At 51.3% G+C, this 17,111-nt stretch carries 18 protein-coding genes and 1 other annotated feature; of the genes, 16 read left to right on the forward strand and 2 right to left on the reverse strand.

The genetic code is table 11. The features are described 5' to 3' along the window. Positions 1-39 precede the first annotated feature (39 nt). Together JNO48_00615 and JNO48_00620 are read right to left on the reverse strand one after the other, a co-directional pair. Entirely contained in the window at positions 40-540 is a 501-nt protein-coding gene (locus JNO48_00615; GenBank protein ID QTE68450.1) for a 50S ribosomal protein L10, read from the reverse strand. A gap of 22 nt (positions 541-562) precedes the next feature. Further along, positions 563-695, reverse strand: a sequence feature (ribosomal protein L10 leader region). A 43-nt stretch (positions 696-738) separates the two neighbouring features. Continuing rightward, positions 739-1,725: a peptidoglycan-binding protein gene (locus JNO48_00620; protein QTE68451.1), complete on the reverse strand. Its 987-nt coding sequence runs from the start codon at positions 1,723-1,725 to the stop codon at positions 739-741. Positions 1,726-1,934: 209 nt separating this feature from the next. On the opposite strand from JNO48_00620, the gene JNO48_00625 reads away from it, so the two are divergent. The 16 genes from JNO48_00625 to JNO48_00700 all read left to right on the forward strand — a co-directional run bounded on the left by JNO48_00625 (position 1,935) and on the right by JNO48_00700 (position 17,104). Next, on the forward strand, positions 1,935-3,194 hold the full coding sequence (locus tag JNO48_00625; GenBank protein ID QTE68452.1) for a histidine--tRNA ligase: 1,260 nt from the start codon (positions 1,935-1,937) through the stop codon (positions 3,192-3,194). Between the two features lie 23 nt (positions 3,195-3,217). Next, on the forward strand, positions 3,218-4,999 hold the full coding sequence (gene aspS, locus JNO48_00630) for an aspartate--tRNA ligase (protein ID QTE68453.1): 1,782 nt from the start codon (positions 3,218-3,220) through the stop codon (positions 4,997-4,999). A 77-nt stretch (positions 5,000-5,076) separates the two neighbouring features. Next, positions 5,077-5,775, forward strand: a complete 699-nt coding sequence (locus JNO48_00635) for an Asp23/Gls24 family envelope stress response protein (protein QTE68454.1) — start codon at positions 5,077-5,079, stop codon at positions 5,773-5,775. A gap of 54 nt (positions 5,776-5,829) precedes the next feature. Further along, entirely contained in the window at positions 5,830-6,819 is a 990-nt protein-coding gene (gene amaP / locus JNO48_00640) for an alkaline shock response membrane anchor protein AmaP (GenBank protein QTE68455.1), read from the forward strand. A gap of 18 nt (positions 6,820-6,837) precedes the next feature. Then, entirely contained in the window at positions 6,838-7,161 is a 324-nt protein-coding gene (locus JNO48_00645; protein ID QTE68456.1) for a DUF2273 domain-containing protein, read from the forward strand. A gap of 6 nt (positions 7,162-7,167) precedes the next feature. Then, complete coding sequence (gene nusB, locus JNO48_00650) at positions 7,168-7,620, forward strand: transcription antitermination factor NusB (protein ID QTE68457.1); 453 nt, start codon at positions 7,168-7,170, stop codon at positions 7,618-7,620. Then, positions 7,617-8,573, forward strand: coding sequence for a hypothetical protein (locus JNO48_00655; GenBank protein QTE68458.1), 957 nt, complete (start codon positions 7,617-7,619; stop codon positions 8,571-8,573). Before nusB ends, JNO48_00655 begins: the two co-directional genes overlap by 4 nt. A 22-nt stretch (positions 8,574-8,595) precedes the next feature. Continuing rightward, entirely contained in the window at positions 8,596-9,450 is an 855-nt protein-coding gene (folD, locus tag JNO48_00660) for a bifunctional methylenetetrahydrofolate dehydrogenase/methenyltetrahydrofolate cyclohydrolase FolD (protein ID QTE68459.1), read from the forward strand. Continuing rightward, positions 9,443-10,708 (forward strand): exodeoxyribonuclease VII large subunit, encoded by a 1,266-nt coding sequence (gene xseA, locus JNO48_00665; protein ID QTE68460.1) that lies wholly within the window; start codon positions 9,443-9,445, stop codon positions 10,706-10,708. The genes folD and xseA overlap by 8 nt, the downstream gene beginning before the upstream one ends. Next, on the forward strand, positions 10,701-10,928 hold the full coding sequence (gene xseB / locus JNO48_00670) for an exodeoxyribonuclease VII small subunit (protein QTE68461.1): 228 nt from the start codon (positions 10,701-10,703) through the stop codon (positions 10,926-10,928). The genes xseA and xseB overlap by 8 nt, the downstream gene beginning before the upstream one ends. Then, positions 10,888-11,790, forward strand: coding sequence for a polyprenyl synthetase family protein (locus tag JNO48_00675; GenBank protein ID QTE68462.1), 903 nt, complete (start codon positions 10,888-10,890; stop codon positions 11,788-11,790). The genes xseB and JNO48_00675 overlap by 41 nt, the downstream gene beginning before the upstream one ends. A 14-nt stretch (positions 11,791-11,804) precedes the next feature. Then, complete coding sequence (locus tag JNO48_00680) at positions 11,805-12,359, forward strand: hypothetical protein (protein ID QTE68463.1); 555 nt, start codon at positions 11,805-11,807, stop codon at positions 12,357-12,359. Positions 12,360-12,362: 3 nt separating this feature from the next. Next, positions 12,363-13,514: a cysteine desulfurase gene (locus JNO48_00685; protein ID QTE68464.1), complete on the forward strand. Its 1,152-nt coding sequence runs from the start codon at positions 12,363-12,365 to the stop codon at positions 13,512-13,514. 10 nt (positions 13,515-13,524) lie between these two features. Continuing rightward, complete coding sequence (gene thiI / locus JNO48_00690) at positions 13,525-14,670, forward strand: tRNA 4-thiouridine(8) synthase ThiI (GenBank protein ID QTE68465.1); 1,146 nt, start codon at positions 13,525-13,527, stop codon at positions 14,668-14,670. 135 nt (positions 14,671-14,805) lie between these two features. Beyond that, positions 14,806-15,834, forward strand: coding sequence for a hypothetical protein (locus JNO48_00695; GenBank protein QTE68466.1), 1,029 nt, complete (start codon positions 14,806-14,808; stop codon positions 15,832-15,834). Between the two features lie 67 nt (positions 15,835-15,901). Then, the gene (locus JNO48_00700; GenBank protein ID QTE68467.1) at positions 15,902-17,104 is read left to right on the forward strand and encodes a phosphoglycerate kinase; all 1,203 of its coding nucleotides are present in this window, start codon (positions 15,902-15,904) and stop codon (positions 17,102-17,104) included. Positions 17,105-17,111 lie beyond the last annotated feature (7 nt).

Raw genomic sequence — 17,111 nt, forward strand, 5'->3', positions numbered from 1 at the left:
CCAATTTTCATCATACAGCTTGTAAACATCCAACAGGAATTAGGCAGCTTCCTTTTTCTCGGCGATCTGCTCGAGCACGGAAACCAGCGCGGAAACAGGGGAGATCAGGCAGCCAACGATTGTGGCCAGCAGTTCTTCCTTGCTGGGCGTCGCAGCCAGCTCCTTGATCATCTTCACATCCGCTGCTTCATTACCGATCAGGCCGCCCTTGATTTCCAGAGAGGTCAGCTTGTTCTTCTCAATGAAGCTGTTAATGATTTTAGGTGCTGCGGTAACGTCCTTTTCACCGAACACAAAAGCATTCGGGCCTTCGAGAAGCGCATCCAGCCCTTCGATGTTCAGTTCCTTTACGGCACGGGCAACCAGGCGGTTCTTCAGAACACAGTAATGCACATCATTTTCACGGCACTGTTTCCGGAGTTCGGTCACCTGTTCAACTGTCAGTCCGCTGTAGGAACAAATCACCATCGATTCGGCGTTCTTCAGCTTCTCAACGATTTCAGAAACGACCTGTTTCTTCATCTCAAGATTACTGCTCATTTCTATTACACCTCCAGCCCGGCTCAGAATAAAGAAACCCTTGCGTGCAGGCGCAAGGGAATATCAAAACAATTCACTTACACCTCGGCAGGCGGGATCATTCCCATTAAACCGTTTCCGGTACCGGCTGTCTACGGCCGCGGGTTCTCAGAACCAATAGAAAAAATACCATAATTACTGATAATTGTCAAGAATTTTTTACCAGGTATGTTTAAGTGCTTCCTTTACACAGTTCTGGTGTGTTTTATCCACTTTTCCCGAACCATGCGTTTTACTTCCGCTGAAGTGAATGCAGAAATGTCCATCAAATTTATTGTCTGCAATTGTTTGAGTACCATGAGGCATACCGTTCATGGATGCCGCATATACATGGCCGTTGTATTTTACCAGAACAGCACGGCGCTTCCAGCTCCAGTGTCCGTAAATGGACTTCATTTTTGAAGTATCGGATGAAGTCAGCGGTTCTGCATCGATGTGATTATATCCGCTCCAGCGTTTCACGGTAAAAACTTTCCCTGTTTTTATATCTTTCACCTTAAAGGTTGCCCCTTTGGGAATTTTTTTTGATCCGCCGTTAAACCAATCCAGTTTTTCAGTCTTCAGTTCCTCTTTCTGGTTATCTGTCCCGGAAGAGGATGCTTTTTTCGCTTTTGAACTATTGAGTTTTTCCAGGGTCTTTTTTCCGACAACACCGTCATTTGTCAGTCCGTTGTTTTTCTGGAAGCTTTTTACTGCTTTTTTGGTCGCATCTCCAAAGTCCCCGTCCACGGAAGCCGTAAAATATCCCAGTTCCTTCAGACGTTTCTGGACCTTTTTTACCGCATCACCCTTATCTCCCTTTTTGCAGGTTCCATCCGAAGAAGACTGTTTCTTTCCGGAATCTGAAGAAGATGATGATGTTTTTTTATCAGAAGAACTTTTCTTATCGGAAGAAACAGTGAGATATTTTTTTGCCGCATATCCGGTTTTTCCGCCTACAGAAACCTTATACCAGCTTCCGCTGGTTCCCTTGATTTCGACTTTTGTGCCTTCCTTTACGACTTTAATCACATCACTTTTCGAGGAGGCAGATTCCCGGATATTCAGGGAACTTGTATTTACAACGCCTGTATCTGCAACGGCTGAAACTGCAAGCATGGAGAAAAGGAGAATTGTCCCCAGAATGGCTCCAAACCGATTCTTCATACAGATTGATCTCCTTTCCAAATAATCGATTATATTTTATTACGTATTTATTACAATGTCAAGTCGATTTAATATTATTTTGTAGCAATTAATTAATCAATATATATTATATATTAACATTTGATATGGTTTCTTTTTTTTGCAATCGGCTCTGATTATGATATAATACGATGGTTTCATCCATAATTGATTTCAAGGGGAGGACCGCCATGCTGACCCAAGCACCCAAAGGAACAAAAGACGTATTGCCCACTGAAAGCTACCGGTGGCATTATATTGAGGAGAAAATGCGCAAAGCCGCGGAGTTATCCGGATACCGCGAAGTGCGTACGCCTGTATTTGAACATACTGAACTGTTTCTTCGCGGTGTCGGCGATACAACGGATATCGTGCAAAAGGAGATGTATACGTTCCAGGATAAAGGGGAGCGTTCCGTTACACTGAAACCTGAAGGAACTGCCGGCGCTGTACGCTGTTTTCTTGAAAGCAATCTTTATGCAGAAGCGCTTCCCTGCAAGATGTATTACCTGAACGCCCCGATCTTCCGGTATGAAAACCCGCAGAGCGGACGTCTGAGAGAACACCATCAGTTTGGCCTGGAATGTTTCGGTGCGAAGGAGCCGACCGCTGATGCAGAATTGATCCTGCTGGCGTACCACCTTCTTCAGGATCTCGGTATTTCCAATCTGAGCGTCAACATCAACAGTATCGGCTGTCCCAACTGCAGGCCCGAATATCACCGTGTCCTCAAGGAATATCTTCAAAGCCGGAAGGACTGCCTCTGTGATACCTGCCGCGGACGTATGGACCGAAATCCCCTCCGGATTCTCGACTGCAAGGAAAAAAAGTGCCAGGAAATCACAAAGGATGCTCCCAGTATGCTGGACATGCTGTGTGATGACTGCAGGGTCCATTTTGAAGAATTGCAGAAATGCCTGAGTGAAGCCGATATTCCATACCGTATCAACAGCCGGATTGTCCGGGGCCTGGACTACTATACCAAGACGGTATTTGAACTGATCACCTCCACACCGGACGGTAATCTGACCGTCTGCGGCGGCGGCCGGTATGACAACCTTGTTTCCCAGATCGGCGGGCCCGATCTGCCGGCTGTCGGCTTCGGGATGGGGATCGAACGGGTCCTGATGCTGATGGATTCTGAAGGGATTTCGATTCCAGAACCTGAACGGTACGATCTGTTTGTCACTTATATGGGTAACAACCGGATGAAAGCATTCAGCCTCGTCCAGAAACTCCGTCGTGACGGATTCAAGGCAGATATGGACCACTGCGGGCGCAGCCTGAAAGCGCAGTTTAAATTTGCCAACAAGACCGGTACAAAATGGACCGGTGTAATCGGCGACGATGAAGCTGCTTCAGATTCCGTAAAACTGAAAAATATGTCAACCGGAGAAGAAACCACTGTTCCAGCCGCCCAGGCAGAGATTATTCTCCGCCAGAATAAATAACAGCGAAAAGAGATGTGATTAAAATGCAGAACAGAACCCATACATGCAATGAATTACGAATTACAGATATCGGTAAAACCGTTCAGCTGAGCGGCTGGATGGAAAACATACGGGAAGTCGGGGGAAGCCTGGCTTTCATTGTCCTGCGCGATTTTTACGGTTCCACCCAGCTTGTAGCGGAAACTGAAGATATCCTGAATATTTTCAGAAGCCTCAACAAGGAAAGCGTTGTTTCCGTTACCGGCACCGTACGCGAGCGCGACAGCAAAAACAGCCGTATGGATACGGGTGATATAGAAGTGGTTCCCACTCATGTCGAAGTGCTAGGAAAATGCCGTTACAATGCGCTTCCGTTCCAGATCAGCCGCAGCCGCGAAGCTGATGAAAGCCTGCGGCTGAAATACCGTTACCTGGACCTGCGCAATCCTGATGTCAAAAAGAATATTGTGATGCGCTGCAACGTGGTATCCGCACTTCGGCAAGCCATGAATGCAGAAGGGTTCCTGGAAATCACGACACCGATCCTGACAGCTTCCTCACCTGAAGGAGCCCGTGACTACCTGGTTCCTGCCAGAAAGCATCCCGGTATGTTTTATGCTCTTCCGCAGGCACCCCAGCAGTTTAAGCAGCTGCTGATGACCAGCGGTTTCGACCGCTATTTCCAGATCGCTCCCTGCTTCCGCGATGAAGACGCCCGGGGGGACCGAAGCCCCGGTGAATTCTATCAGCTTGACATGGAAATGTCATTCGCATCCCAGGAAGACGTGTTCGGTGTGATGGAACGTGTGCTCCCGCCTGTTTTTTCCAGATTCGGAAAATACCACACAGCTTCCTCGGCTCCATTCAGAAGGATACCTTATCTGGAGGCAATGGAAACCTACGGATCTGATAAACCCGACCTTCGGATTGATCTTACCGTACGCGATGTAACCGCCCTGATCGGAGACTGCGGTTTTGAACCTTTTGCCGGCAATACCGTCAAAGCCGTTCCCGTTTCCGGTTTTTCCTGCACTCGGAAGCAGATTGAAAAATTCTGCGCTGATGTTGAGGTTGTAAGCGGAAACAAGACATACTGGTTCAGGCTCGATGAAACCGGTGAGCTTTCAGGCGGAATTGCAAAGTTCCTCCAGGCCCGTAAGGATGAAATTATCCGGACACTGTCTCTTCAGCCCAACACATTTGTCGCTCTTTCTTCCGGTTCCCTGCGGGATGCCCAGAAAACCGCCGGCGTCATCGTGAAAAAGCTCGGTGAGCTCTGCCCGGATCACATGGACAAGGAACGGTATGAATTCTGCTGGATCGTCGATTTCCCGATGTATGAGATCAGTGAGGAAAGCGGAGAACTGGAATTCTGCCATAATCCTTTCTCGATGCCGAACGGCGGACTGGATGTACTTAATAAAGCGGCTTCCGGTGAGATTGATCCTCTGTCCATCACTGCTTTCCAGTATGACCTTGTCTGCAACGGTGTTGAACTTTCTTCCGGCGCCGTCCGGAATCATGATCCGGAAATTATGATCAAGGCATTCGAACTCGTCCGCCTTGGGGAAGAAGACGTAAAAGCCAAATTCCCGGCTATGTATAACGCCTTCTGTTACGGTGCACCGCCGCATGCCGGTATTGCTCCCGGCGTGGACCGGATGGTGATGCTGCTTGCCGGCGAGGATTCCATCCGTGAAGTGATTCCGTTCCCGATGAATAAAAATGCCCAGGATATCATGATGGGTGCTCCCGGAAAAGTTGAACAGAAACAACTGGACGAACTTCATATATCGATTGTGAAGGATGACGAACCCGCTGAATGACCGGAGATTGTCATATCCGTCTTTTTCTGATATAATTATTTGAACTTTGAAGTCCCGATATGAGGAGGAATACGCAAATGGCAGCTAAAAAGAATCCGAATAACACATTGCCTCAGACCGTTGATACGGATTCCGCCCCTTCCTCGACAATTACATATGCAAATGAGGTCGTTGCCATTATTGCCGGTCTGGCCGCCAATGAAGTGGAAGGAATTGCCGGAATGTGCAATGCGAACGGGAGCATCCTGGGGAAAAACCGGAATGTCACCCGTGGGGTCAAAGTGGAAATCGGAACTGAAGAAGCCGCGGTGGACCTCTATGTAGTCGTTGAATACGGTGTTCCGATCCAGCGCGCTGCAATGGATGCGCAGGAAAGCGTCCGGAAAGCAATTGAAAGCATGACCGGTCTGCATGTTGTCCGTGTGGACGTCCATGTGCAGAGCGTCAGTTTTGAGAAGGAAAACAAAGCCCTTCAGGCCGGCGCAGCCAGCGCCGCCCTGGAAGCCGGAGATGAAACAGAAAGTATCCGCACCCCCGTTTCCGATCCTGTTCCCGAGGCGCCTCAGAATGTTCCGGATCCGATTCCCGAACCTGTTCAAGTTCCCGAAACAGCTGCTGAAGCCCCTGCGGAGGCTCCGGGTCCAAAGGCCGATTCTCCAAGCGCCAGAAAGAAATCATCCAAGAGCCGTAAAACTGCTTCTCCCGCCAGTGAATCCCGTGCAGAGGAGAAAAATGAGACTGCCGGCGAAACCGAAGAAAACGGACAGGGGGGTTAATCCCCTCTGTCTTTCTGACTGTCATGGGAATATTTACAGAACGGAGGCAATAGCATGAAAATTCGTGTTTTGGACCGGATTCTGGTAGCGGTTGCCGGAATTGTCCTGCTGGCACTCTGCGCCGCCCTGGTCGCACAGGTTTTCTTTCAGGCAGATGTTGTCCGCTTTATCAGTGACCAGGTCAATCTGAATTCCCGGCTTTTCCGGATTATTGCCGCATGTATCGCCGGAGTTCTCCTGCTGATCGGAATATACTGTTTCCTGATGCTTTTCCGCCACCGCAGCAAGCGGGATAAGTTTATCCTGCAGAAAATGGAAAGCGGCGATCTCGCCATTTCCCTGAAAGCGCTTGAAACCATGGTCTCCAAATGCATGGAGCAGCATCCTGAGATTCAGACCGAAGGAATCCGCCTTGAAAACCAGCGGGACGGACTGATCATAAAAATCCGCGGCAAGGTTGCCGGTGGGATCAGTATCCCCCTGACCATCGATACACTCCAGAAGCAGATCAAGCAATATGTAACTGCCTGCAGCGGAGTGGAAGTAAAAGGAATCCGGGTACAGATTGAGTCCTCGGGTGAAGAAGCACAGGATGCACCTTTTGCGATTGACCCGCCTGCTGCCATTCCGCTGCTTCGCAGCTCCGAAAAGAAAGAAGAAATTCCGGAAGAATTACCCGCTTCAGATAATCCGAAAGAATCTTCCGTCCCCGAAACAGCCATTCCGGAAGAACCGGCTGCTGTTCCTCCATCGAAATCTGCTGCAGAAGCGGCCATGGAGGAAGCAGAAAGCCGGATGAAGGAATACGAAATGGAAAACGAGGATGACCGGCCGATCCACCAGCGCATTTTCAGCACACCGGAAGAACCCTGTATCATGCCCCTTCCTCCGGAAGACCTGATCGAGCCATCCGGCAGTGCTGCAGATGAAACCGATCATGCATCGGATATACTCCCGGAAAAGAAGACGGAAGATGCTCAGATGATTTCACCGGAAGAAGCCATTCCTTCCGGGATCGAAGATCAACCGGATACGAAAGAATAATAAGTGAGGAATCTTAAAATGAAAAATCTGAAATTCGGCGAAACCTCCACGGGCCTGATTCTCGGCGGCATTCTGGTCGCTCTCGGTGCACTTGTGATGCTGATCGGATTCTGGCGGGTACTGATCCTGGTTTGTCTTTTCGGCGTCGGTTATTTTATCGGCACCGTGGACAATAAAGAGGATTTCTTCAAACAGCAGATCCGGAAAGTGATTCCGGACAAATCCGCTCAACCCATCAACCTGAAGGAAGAAATTGCCCGCGAACAGGAACAGGTTCAGATTCCGCAGAAAATGGTTTTTAATTTCGAAGAGGAGAAGACTGAAGACCAGTCTGAGGAGTAATCATATATGTCCCGAACAACAGCTCGTATTGCCGCCATGCAGATGATATTTGAACGTATTTCCGGAGGTCAGGGCGGCGAAGAAACCCTGCAAATGGTTTATGAAGAACTCCGGGAAAACGGAATACCCGGTAACAGGAAAATCGATGGCCGCGAGCCTGATGAAGAGGATCGTGCGTATATCTCGCGCGCCTTTGACGGCGTCCTGAGCCACCAGGACGAGATAGACGGACTGATCAGCAAAACATCCCAGGGCTGGCCGATTGACCGTATGTCGCTTGTTGACCTGACAATCCTCCGTCTTGCCGTATGGGAAATCCTGTATGATCCGTCCATTCCCGGAAGTGTTTCCATATCGGAAGCCGTTGCAATTACAGAGTGTTACTCGGATCCGGAAGACAAAGGCTTTGTCAACGGAATCCTGGGAACCATCCTCCGTTCCTGCGAGGCTGAATCGTGAGCGATGTCGTTATCGGAATAGATACCAGCAATTACCGGACATCTGTTTCTGCAGTAACAATTGACGGCAGAATTATCCTGAATGACCGCAAGCTGCTTCCGGTATCCCACGGTGATCGTGGACTGCGGCAGAGTGACGCGGTTTTTTCTCATATCAGGCAGCTCCAGTCTGTCGGGAATCCGCTGAGGGAAATTGCATCCAGTCACCGGATTGCCGCAGTGGCAGCGAGTGTATCCCCGGCCGACGGAGCTGAATCCTATATGCCGGTTTTCCAGGCAGGAAAAACGATTGCCATGTTGCTTTCATCCGGCCTGAATGTCCCTTTTTTTCCGACCACCCATCAGCGCGGCCACCTTGCAGCTGCAGCTGCCGGGACCATTATCCAGGATCTTGACGATTATCTCGCAATGCATCTTTCAGGCGGGACCACCGATCTGTTATGCGTACAGGGGGATCATATCCGCCGGATCGGTTACGGAATGGACCTGCATGCCGGGCAGCTTGTTGACCGTGCCGGGGTTTCCATGGGACTGGATTTTCCATCCGGTCCGCAGCTTGAAAAACTGGCCGCAGAAGGCGAAGAGCACAGCCTGCTTGGGTGCAGTATGGAAGCAGATGACCTGAACTGCCACCTGAGCGGTGCAGAAGCCCAGATCCGGAGATGGATCCTGGAAGGAAATATGTCCCGGGAAAACATCGCGCGTGAAATATACAGCCTCCTGTCCAGAACATTCGCCCGCATGGCTTATGCCGGATTCCGGACCACCGGATTCCGAAACCTGCTTGTAACCGGCGGAATTGCTTCATCACCATTATTCCGGAAGATGTTTTCCGATCGGATTTCCAAACTCAGATGTCCTGTAAATCCTGTTTTCGGAAAACCGGAATTCAGCGGAGACAACGCGGTCGGAGTTGCACTGATCGGAATTCATAAACTGCTTCAAAGCAGATAAATATCCTGGAGGAACAGAATATATGTCCGCTAAAATACTTGACGGAAAAATCATGTCCGCAGAGCTGAAAGCACAGATTGCCGAAAGAACCCAAAAAATGAAAGAAAAAGGAATTGTTCCCGGTCTGGCTGTTATTCTTGTCGGTAATGATCCGGCCAGTGAGATTTATGTCCGCAACAAGCAAAAAGGCTGTGAAGAAGTCGGCTTTTACAGCCGGACAATCCGTATGGAGCAGAATATCTCCCAGCGGGAACTAGAGGACGAGATTGACCGGCTGAACCAGGATCCCCGGATTCACGGGATTCTGGTTCAGCTTCCGCTTCCAGCCCATCTTGATGAACAAAGTGCCCTTGCCCGAATTCTTCCTGAAAAGGATGTGGATGGTTTCCACCTGATCAATGCAGGCCGCCTGTTGTCCGGACTGCCTGGCGTTACAGCCTGCACACCCAAAGGCGCCCTTTACATGATTAAGCATACCGGGCTGGATCTCAGCGGAAAAGAGGCTGTGGTCGTCGGTCGAAGCAACATTGTCGGAAAACCAATGGCTATGCTGCTTCTTCAGGAAAACTGCACTGTGACTATGTGCCACAGCCGTACCCAAAACCTGAAGGAGCATACACTGAATGCGGATGTCCTGGTCGTCGCTGTCGGCAAGCCCGGGATCATAACGGGCGATATGGTCAAACCGGGGGCAGTTGTCATCGACGTCGGTATTAACCGGGTAGACGGAAAAGTCTGCGGCGATGTGGATTTTGAGTCCGTAAGCCAAAGAGCCGGCTGGATTACGCCGGTTCCCGGCGGTGTCGGAAGGATGACGATCGCCATGCTGCTTTCCAATACGGCTGACGCTGCTGAAAGGGCCGAAAGCCATGCCTGATCCTAACGGCATATCCGTATCAGAACTGAATCTGATGATTGCCGAAGCCATTCGCCGGGAGCCAAGGACCCGAAGCGTTTCCGTCTGCGGCGAAGTCAGCGGTTTCAGGCATCATATTGCTTCCGGCCACTGGTATTTTTCCCTGAAGGATGCCGAATCCTCAATCAGCTGCGTCATGTTCCGGCAAAATACTTTTCGTTCCGCAATCCGCCCGACGGACGGCCAATCCGTTCTGGTTACCGGATATGTGGATGTATATCCCCGAAACGGCACATACCAGCTTTATATCACTTCCATGCAGGAAGCAGGCACCGGAGATGCCTATGCAAGGCTGGAAGCCCTGAAACGAAAACTTTTCAGCGAAGGCCTGTTTGATCCCTCCAGGAAGAAACTCCTTCCGAAGGTCCCACAAAAAGTGGCGGTCATCACGTCAGCAAGCGGTGCAGCGCTTCATGATATCCTGAATGTTTCCGGTATGCGCTGTCCGTTTATTCCGATCGTCCTCGTACCGGTTACCGTACAGGGTGATCATGCAGGTGCCGATATTGCCAATGCCATCCGCCTGGTCAATCAGACATCAGACGCGGATGTGATTATTGTCGCCCGCGGCGGTGGATCCACTGAAGACCTCTGGTGTTTCAACGATGAGGCAATTGTACGTTCCGTTTGCGACAGCCGGATTCCCGTTGTATCCGGTGTCGGGCATGAAATTGATATCACCCTTTGCGACCTTGCCGCTGATGTCCGGGCATCCACCCCCAGCAACGCAGCTGAAATTGTTTTTCCGGACGTTCGTGAACTCCATGCCGTAATCCGCTCTGTCCGGACCAGACTTGTCCAGTCTGTCCGGATGAAGATGAGTGACGCGGAAAAGAGTATCCATGAAAAACAACTGATTCTTTCCTCAGTATCCCCGGAGAGGAAAGTCGCAAAGCTTTCAGCAGAAAGCATGCTGAAACGAACTGCTTTGCTCAGCGCCGTACGAATCCGGATCAGCCAGATTGGAACCGGATTGCAGAATTCATCCCGGGAACTTGATTCCGCCATCCATCACCGTACAGAACATGCGATGATCATCCTCGATCGTCTGCGTGAGCGCCTCCGGGCGATCAATCCGTCTGCTGTACTGGATCGTGGATATGCACTTGTAATAAGTCCTGAGGGAAAAATCATTACCCGAAAATCCCAGGTAAACGGCATTCCTGAAATGAAAGTCCGATTTGCGGACGGAGAAATTGAGGTGGAACACCATGGATAACAGTCAAAATCCCGCCAGCTTTGAAGAGAAGCTCCAGGCCGTCCAGGATATGATTGCAGGAATTGAAAGCGGAAAACTGTCTCTGGAAGAATCCGTACTTCAGTATGAAAAAGGAATCAGGATGCTTTCCGAACTTGACGCAGCACTGGAAAGCATGAACAGGCGGATTACCGCCCTGCATGACGGGAAGGAGACGGAAATTGAAAGCGCAGAGCTATGAAGAATACCTGAAACTGGTTGAAGAAAACCTGCTTCCGATGCTTTCGGGTCTGGGAAGTATCCCCGAACGGCTGAAGAATGCCATGTGCTACAGTCTTGAAGCCGGCGGGAAACGGATCCGTCCCGTACTTCTGCTGGCAGCCTGCGAAATGGCAGGCGGTTCCTGCCGGAATGCACTTCCATATGCCTGCGCGCTGGAGATGATCCATACATACAGTCTGATTCATGATGATCTTCCGGCAATGGACAACGATGATCTGCGCAGGGGAAAGCCCACCAACCACCGTGTATTCGGTGAAGACATGGCCATTCTTGCCGGAGACGGTCTCCTGAATGCCGCTGCTGAACTGATGGCCAATACTGCAGCGGAATCCGGAGATATCCGCGGAGTCCAGGCTATGGCTTCCATCATGATGCACGCCGGGGTTACCGGTATGATTGCCGGACAAACCGCCGATATATCCGCTACCGGACAGAAAGCAGATCCTGATACGCTGACCTATATTCACACCCATAAAACAGCCGACCTCCTGATGGCAGCTATGGAAGCCGGTATTATTCTCGGCGGTGCAGGCAAAAAAGAAATTGCATCCGCATCCGAATACGCGTATCATATCGGTATGGCATTCCAGATGACCGACGACCTGTTGGATGTGACCGGTCAGGCGGAAATGATGGGGAAGAATCCCCACGCTGATGCGGAAGCAGACAAAATGACCTGGGTTTCCCTGAAAGGGATTGAAGGAACCCGTCAGGATGCCGAAAGAGAAATCATGCTTGCAAACAAGGCACTGGAGAAATTACCGTACAATACTGAATTCTTTACTGCGTTTGCCGGTAAAATAATCGGAAGAAATCATTAATTGAGGTGAGTATCATGGCTATGGATCGTTTCTGGGAAGAAGTTGCTGTAAAGCAAAAGAATACGTTAAACCGAATCCTGTATCTGTTCAGCTGGGTTGTAATTGTTTTTTCCGGCATTATTGCCGTGATGTCCTTCAGTTCCCTGACTTCCGGTTTCTCCATGGGAGCCGGTATTGACTGGCCGACGGTTGTTATTCTCCTGGTTTCCGGCGGTATTGCTGTTTATACCTACTTTATGCATGACAAAATCCTGACCGAATATGAATACACCTTTACAAACGGTTCCCTTGATTTTGCCGAAGTATACAACAACAAAAAACGGAAATCCCTCGGAAGCCTGAACGTCAAAAATGTGGAATCTTTCGGCAAAGTCAATTCCGACAAATTCCGCCGTTACGTCAATATGCCCGGAATCAAGCGAATGAACTGGTTCCTGAACCGGGAAGCAGAGCTCTACTATTTCTACTTTACAAAGGATTCGGACAAGAAGATGATTATTCTTGAACCGAGTGAGGAACTGGTTTCCTACATCAGGGAGTATCTGCCCCACGGCGCCTACCAGGAGTAACAAATGAACGTTTATCTTGACAACAGCGCGACGACAAAACCCTGCGAAGCTGCCGCTGCGCTTACGCAGGAATACCTTGAAAGCGGATGGTATAATCCATCCGCTTTATACAGGCCTGCCCTGGAAACTGAAAAGAGAATCAATGCTGTCCGTGATAAATGCCTTTCCGCTGCCGGCGCTGCCGGGAACCGGATGATTTTTACGTCCGGCGGAACGGAAAGCGATAATCTCGCCATTTTCGGATATATGCGGGGACGCCGTGAAAGCGGCACCGTATTGATCTCTTCCATCGAGCATCCTGCCGTTTCTGCCTGTGCGGATGAACTCCGCAGGATGGGGCATCATACAGAAGAATTACCTGTTCGCAGAGACGGTATCATTGACTGTGAAAAGCTGGAAACCATCCTGAATTCCGATACCGCGATGATCTGCGTAATGCAGGTCAATAATGAGACCGGTGCGATACAGCCGGTCCGCGAGATTGTTGAACTGAAAAACCGGATCTGCCCGGAAGCAGCGGTTCATATTGACGGTGTGCAGGGTTTCCTGCGGGTGCCGGTCGATTTTAACCGGATCGGTATCCAGTCCTATGCTTTTTCCGCCCATAAGATCCATGGCCTGAAAGGAACCGGCGGGCTGATTGTTTCAAAGGATTTCCCGCTTCATCCGGTAATCTTCGGCGGCGGACAGGAAAAAGGGTTCCGTTCCGGAACGGAAAACACCCTCGGCATCCTTGCCCTCGGTGCCGCAGTCGATGCATGGAATTCCCGGGACACGGAGAATATACGCAGACTCAAAATCCGCCTGTGGCAAAAACTTTCCGAACAGATTCCGGGAGCCGTTGTCAACGGCCCGGTGCCCGATGCGGCAGAATCGGCTCCGCATATCCTGAACATGGCCTTTGAACCGGTCCGTAGCCAGACCATGCTGTTTGCCCTGGAAGGAAACGGTATTCTTGTTTCTGCCGGCAGTGCCTGTGCCAGCCGGAAGCAGAAGATTTCTCCGGTGCTGAAAGCCATGAATATCCAAACTGTGCGCGCAGACTGCTCCATCCGTTTCAGCCTGAGCCGGGAAACGACGGAAGAAGAGATCGACTATACCGCAGAATGCGTCGTAAAACAATATGAAGCACTGAAAAGATTTGTTCGCAGATGAGGTGTTATCCATGCAGGAGCTTTTACTTGTCCGTTACGGGGAAATCTTCCTCAAGGGCCTGAACCGGCCTTATTTTATCCGTTCCCTGATCCGGAAGATCCGTTATGCCGTCCGCGGGATGCACGCGGAAGTATGGATTCATGACGGACGGATTTTCATCCGCGGTTTCGATGACCTGGATGAATGCATCGACCGGGTTACCCGGGTTTTCGGTGTGCACAGTGTCAGTCCGGCCCTTGAAATGCCCAAGGATGACTTCGATGCGATCTGCGACCAGGCGATCCGGATGACCAATGACCTGAAGGGAACCTTTAAAGTCAACGCGCGCAGGAGCGACAAGCGCTATCCGATGAACTCCCCGGCGATCAACGAAGAAGTCGGATACCGCATCCTGAACGCAAATCCGAACCTGAAGGTCGATGTCCACAATCCGGATTTCCTGATGAATATCGAGATCCGTGACATGGCTTACCTGTATGTCAAAATCATCCCCGCTGTCGGCGGTATGCCCGTCGGCACCAACGGAAACGCTACGCTGCTGCTGTCCGGTGGTATCGACAGCCCGGTTGCCGGATGGATGATTGCCAAGCGCGGCGTCCAGATCAATGCCGTGCATTTCCACAGCTATCCTTATACTTCAGACCGTGCAAAGGAAAAGGTGCTGGACCTGGCCCGGAAACTCAGCTTCAGCTGCTGCGGAATCAAGGTGCATGTCGTTCCGTTTACGGAGATCCAGATGCAGATTCATGAAAAGTGTCCGGACGAGTACACGACCCTGATCATGCGCCGCTATATGATGCGGATCGCTGAACGGATTGCCCGGCAGGAAAACTGCGAAGCCCTGATCACCGGCGAAAGCATCGGCCAGGTGGCCAGCCAGACAATGACCGCGCTCGGAACAACTGATTCGGTTGTGAACATGCCGGTATTCCGGCCCCTGATCGGTTTTGACAAGAGTGAGATCATCGAGATTGCGCGGAAGATCGGTACGCTGGAAATTTCCGAACTGCCCTATGAGGACTGCTGTACAGTGTTCACTCCCCGGCATCCTGCCACCCATCCCAAGATGGAAAAGATTCTGGAAGGGGAGAAACACCTGGATGAGGAAACCCTGATCCGGGAGGCCCTTGACGGCACGGAAATCATCCGTGTCTGATCCTTTCCGCCGGATTACTTCACAAAGATTTAACTTGTTTTCAGATATTGGATATGGTATGATTATTGGGACAGGTATCGCCCATGAGGGCGGTTTCTGTCCCACTATTTCTGCAGGAAGGGAGCCATGCATCCAATGGACCGAGATTTTATCTCCCTGATGCGGAAGCTGGCGCCCGATCTGACGGATGAAATGACACGGCGCGCCTTGATCCTGGAACGGATTTCCGCGCTTCAGCCAGTGGGCAGAAGACAGCTTGCCATGAAGCTGAATCTTCCGGAGAGAGAAATACGGAATACCGCCCTCCTGCTGAAGGATCTAGGTTACCTGGAGCTTGATGCAAACGGAATGTGCCTCAGCCGGAAAGCAGAAGAAGTGCTGAACAGTGCCCGTGAGTTTTCACGGGTGATGAGCGGCATTACCGAAATGGAAAAGACCCTGGCTGAACTGCTGCAGGTTGACCGTGTCATGATTGCCCCGGGGAACGCGGATGAAGATCCGCATGTTCTCAGCGATGTGGGACGAATCTGTGCTGCCGGCCTGCGGAACATGCTCCAGAACGGCAACACCCTCGCCGTTACAGGCGGAAGTACTGTGGCGGCTGTTGCCAGAAACCTTCAGAGTCCGGTTCCGCTGAATGTCATGGTAGTACCTGCACGCGGCGGTATCGGACGAAACGTGGAGCTGCAGGCCAATACACTGGCTGAAGAAATAGCCGGACGTCTTGGCGGACATTACCGGCTGATCCATCTTCCGGATAACCTGGACGCTGTTGCCATGCAGGAAATGCTGAAAATGCCGGAAGTCAGCGAAGCGCTGGAACTGCTGGAACGCGCAGATGTCATTCTCCATGGTATCGGCACTGCCCGGGATTCCATGAAAAACCGGTATATCGACCGGACAAGGCAGACCCGGCTCATCCAGGAAGGAGCAGAAGGGGAGAGTTTCGGTGCATTTTATGATATAACCGGCAAATGCCTGCTGACCGCATCCAGCATGGGTGTAGACCCTGCCCGGCTGAAACCCACCTGCCGGATGATTGCAGCCGCAGCCGGCGCCAATAAAGCCGAAGCGATCATCTCTGTAATGCGGCATAAAAGGCACCAGCTTCTCGTTACGGATCAGGCAGCAGCCGAGAAAATGATCCGTATTCTCCACTCATGATTGCAGATCCCAGTGGGATTTATGCGATACATTTTATGCTAAACTATTTGCAAAGGAGCGTTCATCCATGGCAAAGAAGACAGTTGACGACATTCAGGTAAAAGGAAAACGGGTTCTGGTTCGCTGTGATTTCAACGTACCCATGAAAGACGGTGTCATTACGAACGACAAGCGTATTGTCGCTGCGTTGCCCACCATTAAAAAGCTGATTGCTGACGGCGGCAAAGTGATCCTGTGCAGCCACCTCGGCAAGCCGAAGAACGGTCCGGAAGAAAAGTTCTCCCTGGCCCCTGTGGCGGTCCGCCTGAGCGAGCTTCTCGGACAGAACGTCGTTTTCGCCAATGACGACAATGTCGTCGGTGAGAATGCCAAGGCCGCTGTCGCTGCCATGAAGGACGGCGATGTCGTGCTGCTGCAGAACACCCGTTTCCGCAAGGAAGAAACCAAGAACATCGAAGACTTCAGCAAGGAACTGGCAACCCTGGCCGATGCCTATGTGGACGATGCTTTCGGCTCCTGCCATCGCGCACACTGCTCCACCGCAGGCGTAACTGCCTATACCAGCCCCAATGTTGCCGGTTATCTGATCGGCAAAGAACTCTCCATCATGGGCAAAGCCCTGGAAAATGCGGACCGTCCCTTCGTCGCAGTACTGGGCGGCGCGAAGATCGAAGACAAGCTGAACGTGATCAACAACCTGCTGGAAAAGGTTGACACGCTGATCATCGGCGGCGGTATGGCGTTCACCTTCCTGAAAGCGAAGGGCTATGAAGTCGGCAAGAGCCTGCTGGATGAAACCAAGATCGATTACTGTACCGAAATGATGGCAAAAGCTGCCGAAAAGGGCGTCAAGCTGCTGCTGCCCATCGATACCGTATGCGCCGCCGGTTTCCCGGATCCGATCGACGGACCCGTGGAAGTCACCGTTGTGGATTCTGACAAGATTCCGGCCGATATGGAAGGCCTGGACATCGGACCGAAGACCCGTGAACTGTTCGCGGATGCTGTGAAGACCGCCAAGACCGTGGTCTGGAACGGACCGATGGGCGTTTTCGAAAATCCCACCCTGGCGCAGGGCACCCTGGCGGTTGCCCAGGCAATGGCGGATTCCGAAGCTGTGACCATTATCGGCGGCGGCGACAGCGCTGCGGCTGTTGAACAGATGGGCCTCGGCGACAAGATGACCCATATCTCCACCGGCGGCGGTGCCAGCCTGGAATTCCTGGAAGGGAAGACCCTGCCCGGTGTTGCCTGCCTGGATGATAAATAAGAAAGGA

The sequence above is a fragment of the Clostridiales bacterium genome, assembly GCA_017569285.1.
GTDB lineage: Bacteria > Bacillota > Clostridia > Christensenellales > Aristaeellaceae > Aristaeella.

Excerpts from the sequence above, each read along its gene's own strand:
- JNO48_00635 (QTE68454.1), top strand. The coding sequence starts at position 5,077 with ATGGCAGCTAAAAAGAATCCGAATAACACATTGCCTCAGACCGTTGAT.
- xseA (QTE68460.1), top strand. The coding sequence starts at position 9,443 with ATGCCTGATCCTAACGGCATATCCGTATCAGAACTGAATCTGATGATT.
- JNO48_00615 (QTE68450.1), bottom strand. The coding sequence starts at position 540 with ATGAGCAGTAATCTTGAGATGAAGAAACAGGTCGTTTCTGAAATCGTT.
- JNO48_00645 (QTE68456.1), top strand. The coding sequence starts at position 6,838 with ATGAAAAATCTGAAATTCGGCGAAACCTCCACGGGCCTGATTCTCGGC.
- JNO48_00695 (QTE68466.1), top strand. The coding sequence starts at position 14,806 with ATGGACCGAGATTTTATCTCCCTGATGCGGAAGCTGGCGCCCGATCTG.
- JNO48_00620 (QTE68451.1), bottom strand. The coding sequence starts at position 1,725 with ATGAAGAATCGGTTTGGAGCCATTCTGGGGACAATTCTCCTTTTCTCC.
- xseB (QTE68461.1), top strand. The coding sequence starts at position 10,701 with ATGGATAACAGTCAAAATCCCGCCAGCTTTGAAGAGAAGCTCCAGGCC.
- JNO48_00700 (QTE68467.1), top strand. The coding sequence starts at position 15,902 with ATGGCAAAGAAGACAGTTGACGACATTCAGGTAAAAGGAAAACGGGTT.
- amaP (QTE68455.1), top strand. The coding sequence starts at position 5,830 with ATGAAAATTCGTGTTTTGGACCGGATTCTGGTAGCGGTTGCCGGAATT.
- nusB (QTE68457.1), top strand. The coding sequence starts at position 7,168 with ATGTCCCGAACAACAGCTCGTATTGCCGCCATGCAGATGATATTTGAA.
- JNO48_00675 (QTE68462.1), top strand. The coding sequence starts at position 10,888 with ATGACGGGAAGGAGACGGAAATTGAAAGCGCAGAGCTATGAAGAATAC.
- folD (QTE68459.1), top strand. The coding sequence starts at position 8,596 with ATGTCCGCTAAAATACTTGACGGAAAAATCATGTCCGCAGAGCTGAAA.
- aspS (QTE68453.1), top strand. The coding sequence starts at position 3,218 with ATGCAGAACAGAACCCATACATGCAATGAATTACGAATTACAGATATC.
- JNO48_00680 (QTE68463.1), top strand. The coding sequence starts at position 11,805 with ATGGCTATGGATCGTTTCTGGGAAGAAGTTGCTGTAAAGCAAAAGAAT.
- JNO48_00685 (QTE68464.1), top strand. The coding sequence starts at position 12,363 with ATGAACGTTTATCTTGACAACAGCGCGACGACAAAACCCTGCGAAGCT.
- JNO48_00625 (QTE68452.1), top strand. The coding sequence starts at position 1,935 with ATGCTGACCCAAGCACCCAAAGGAACAAAAGACGTATTGCCCACTGAA.
- thiI (QTE68465.1), top strand. The coding sequence starts at position 13,525 with ATGCAGGAGCTTTTACTTGTCCGTTACGGGGAAATCTTCCTCAAGGGC.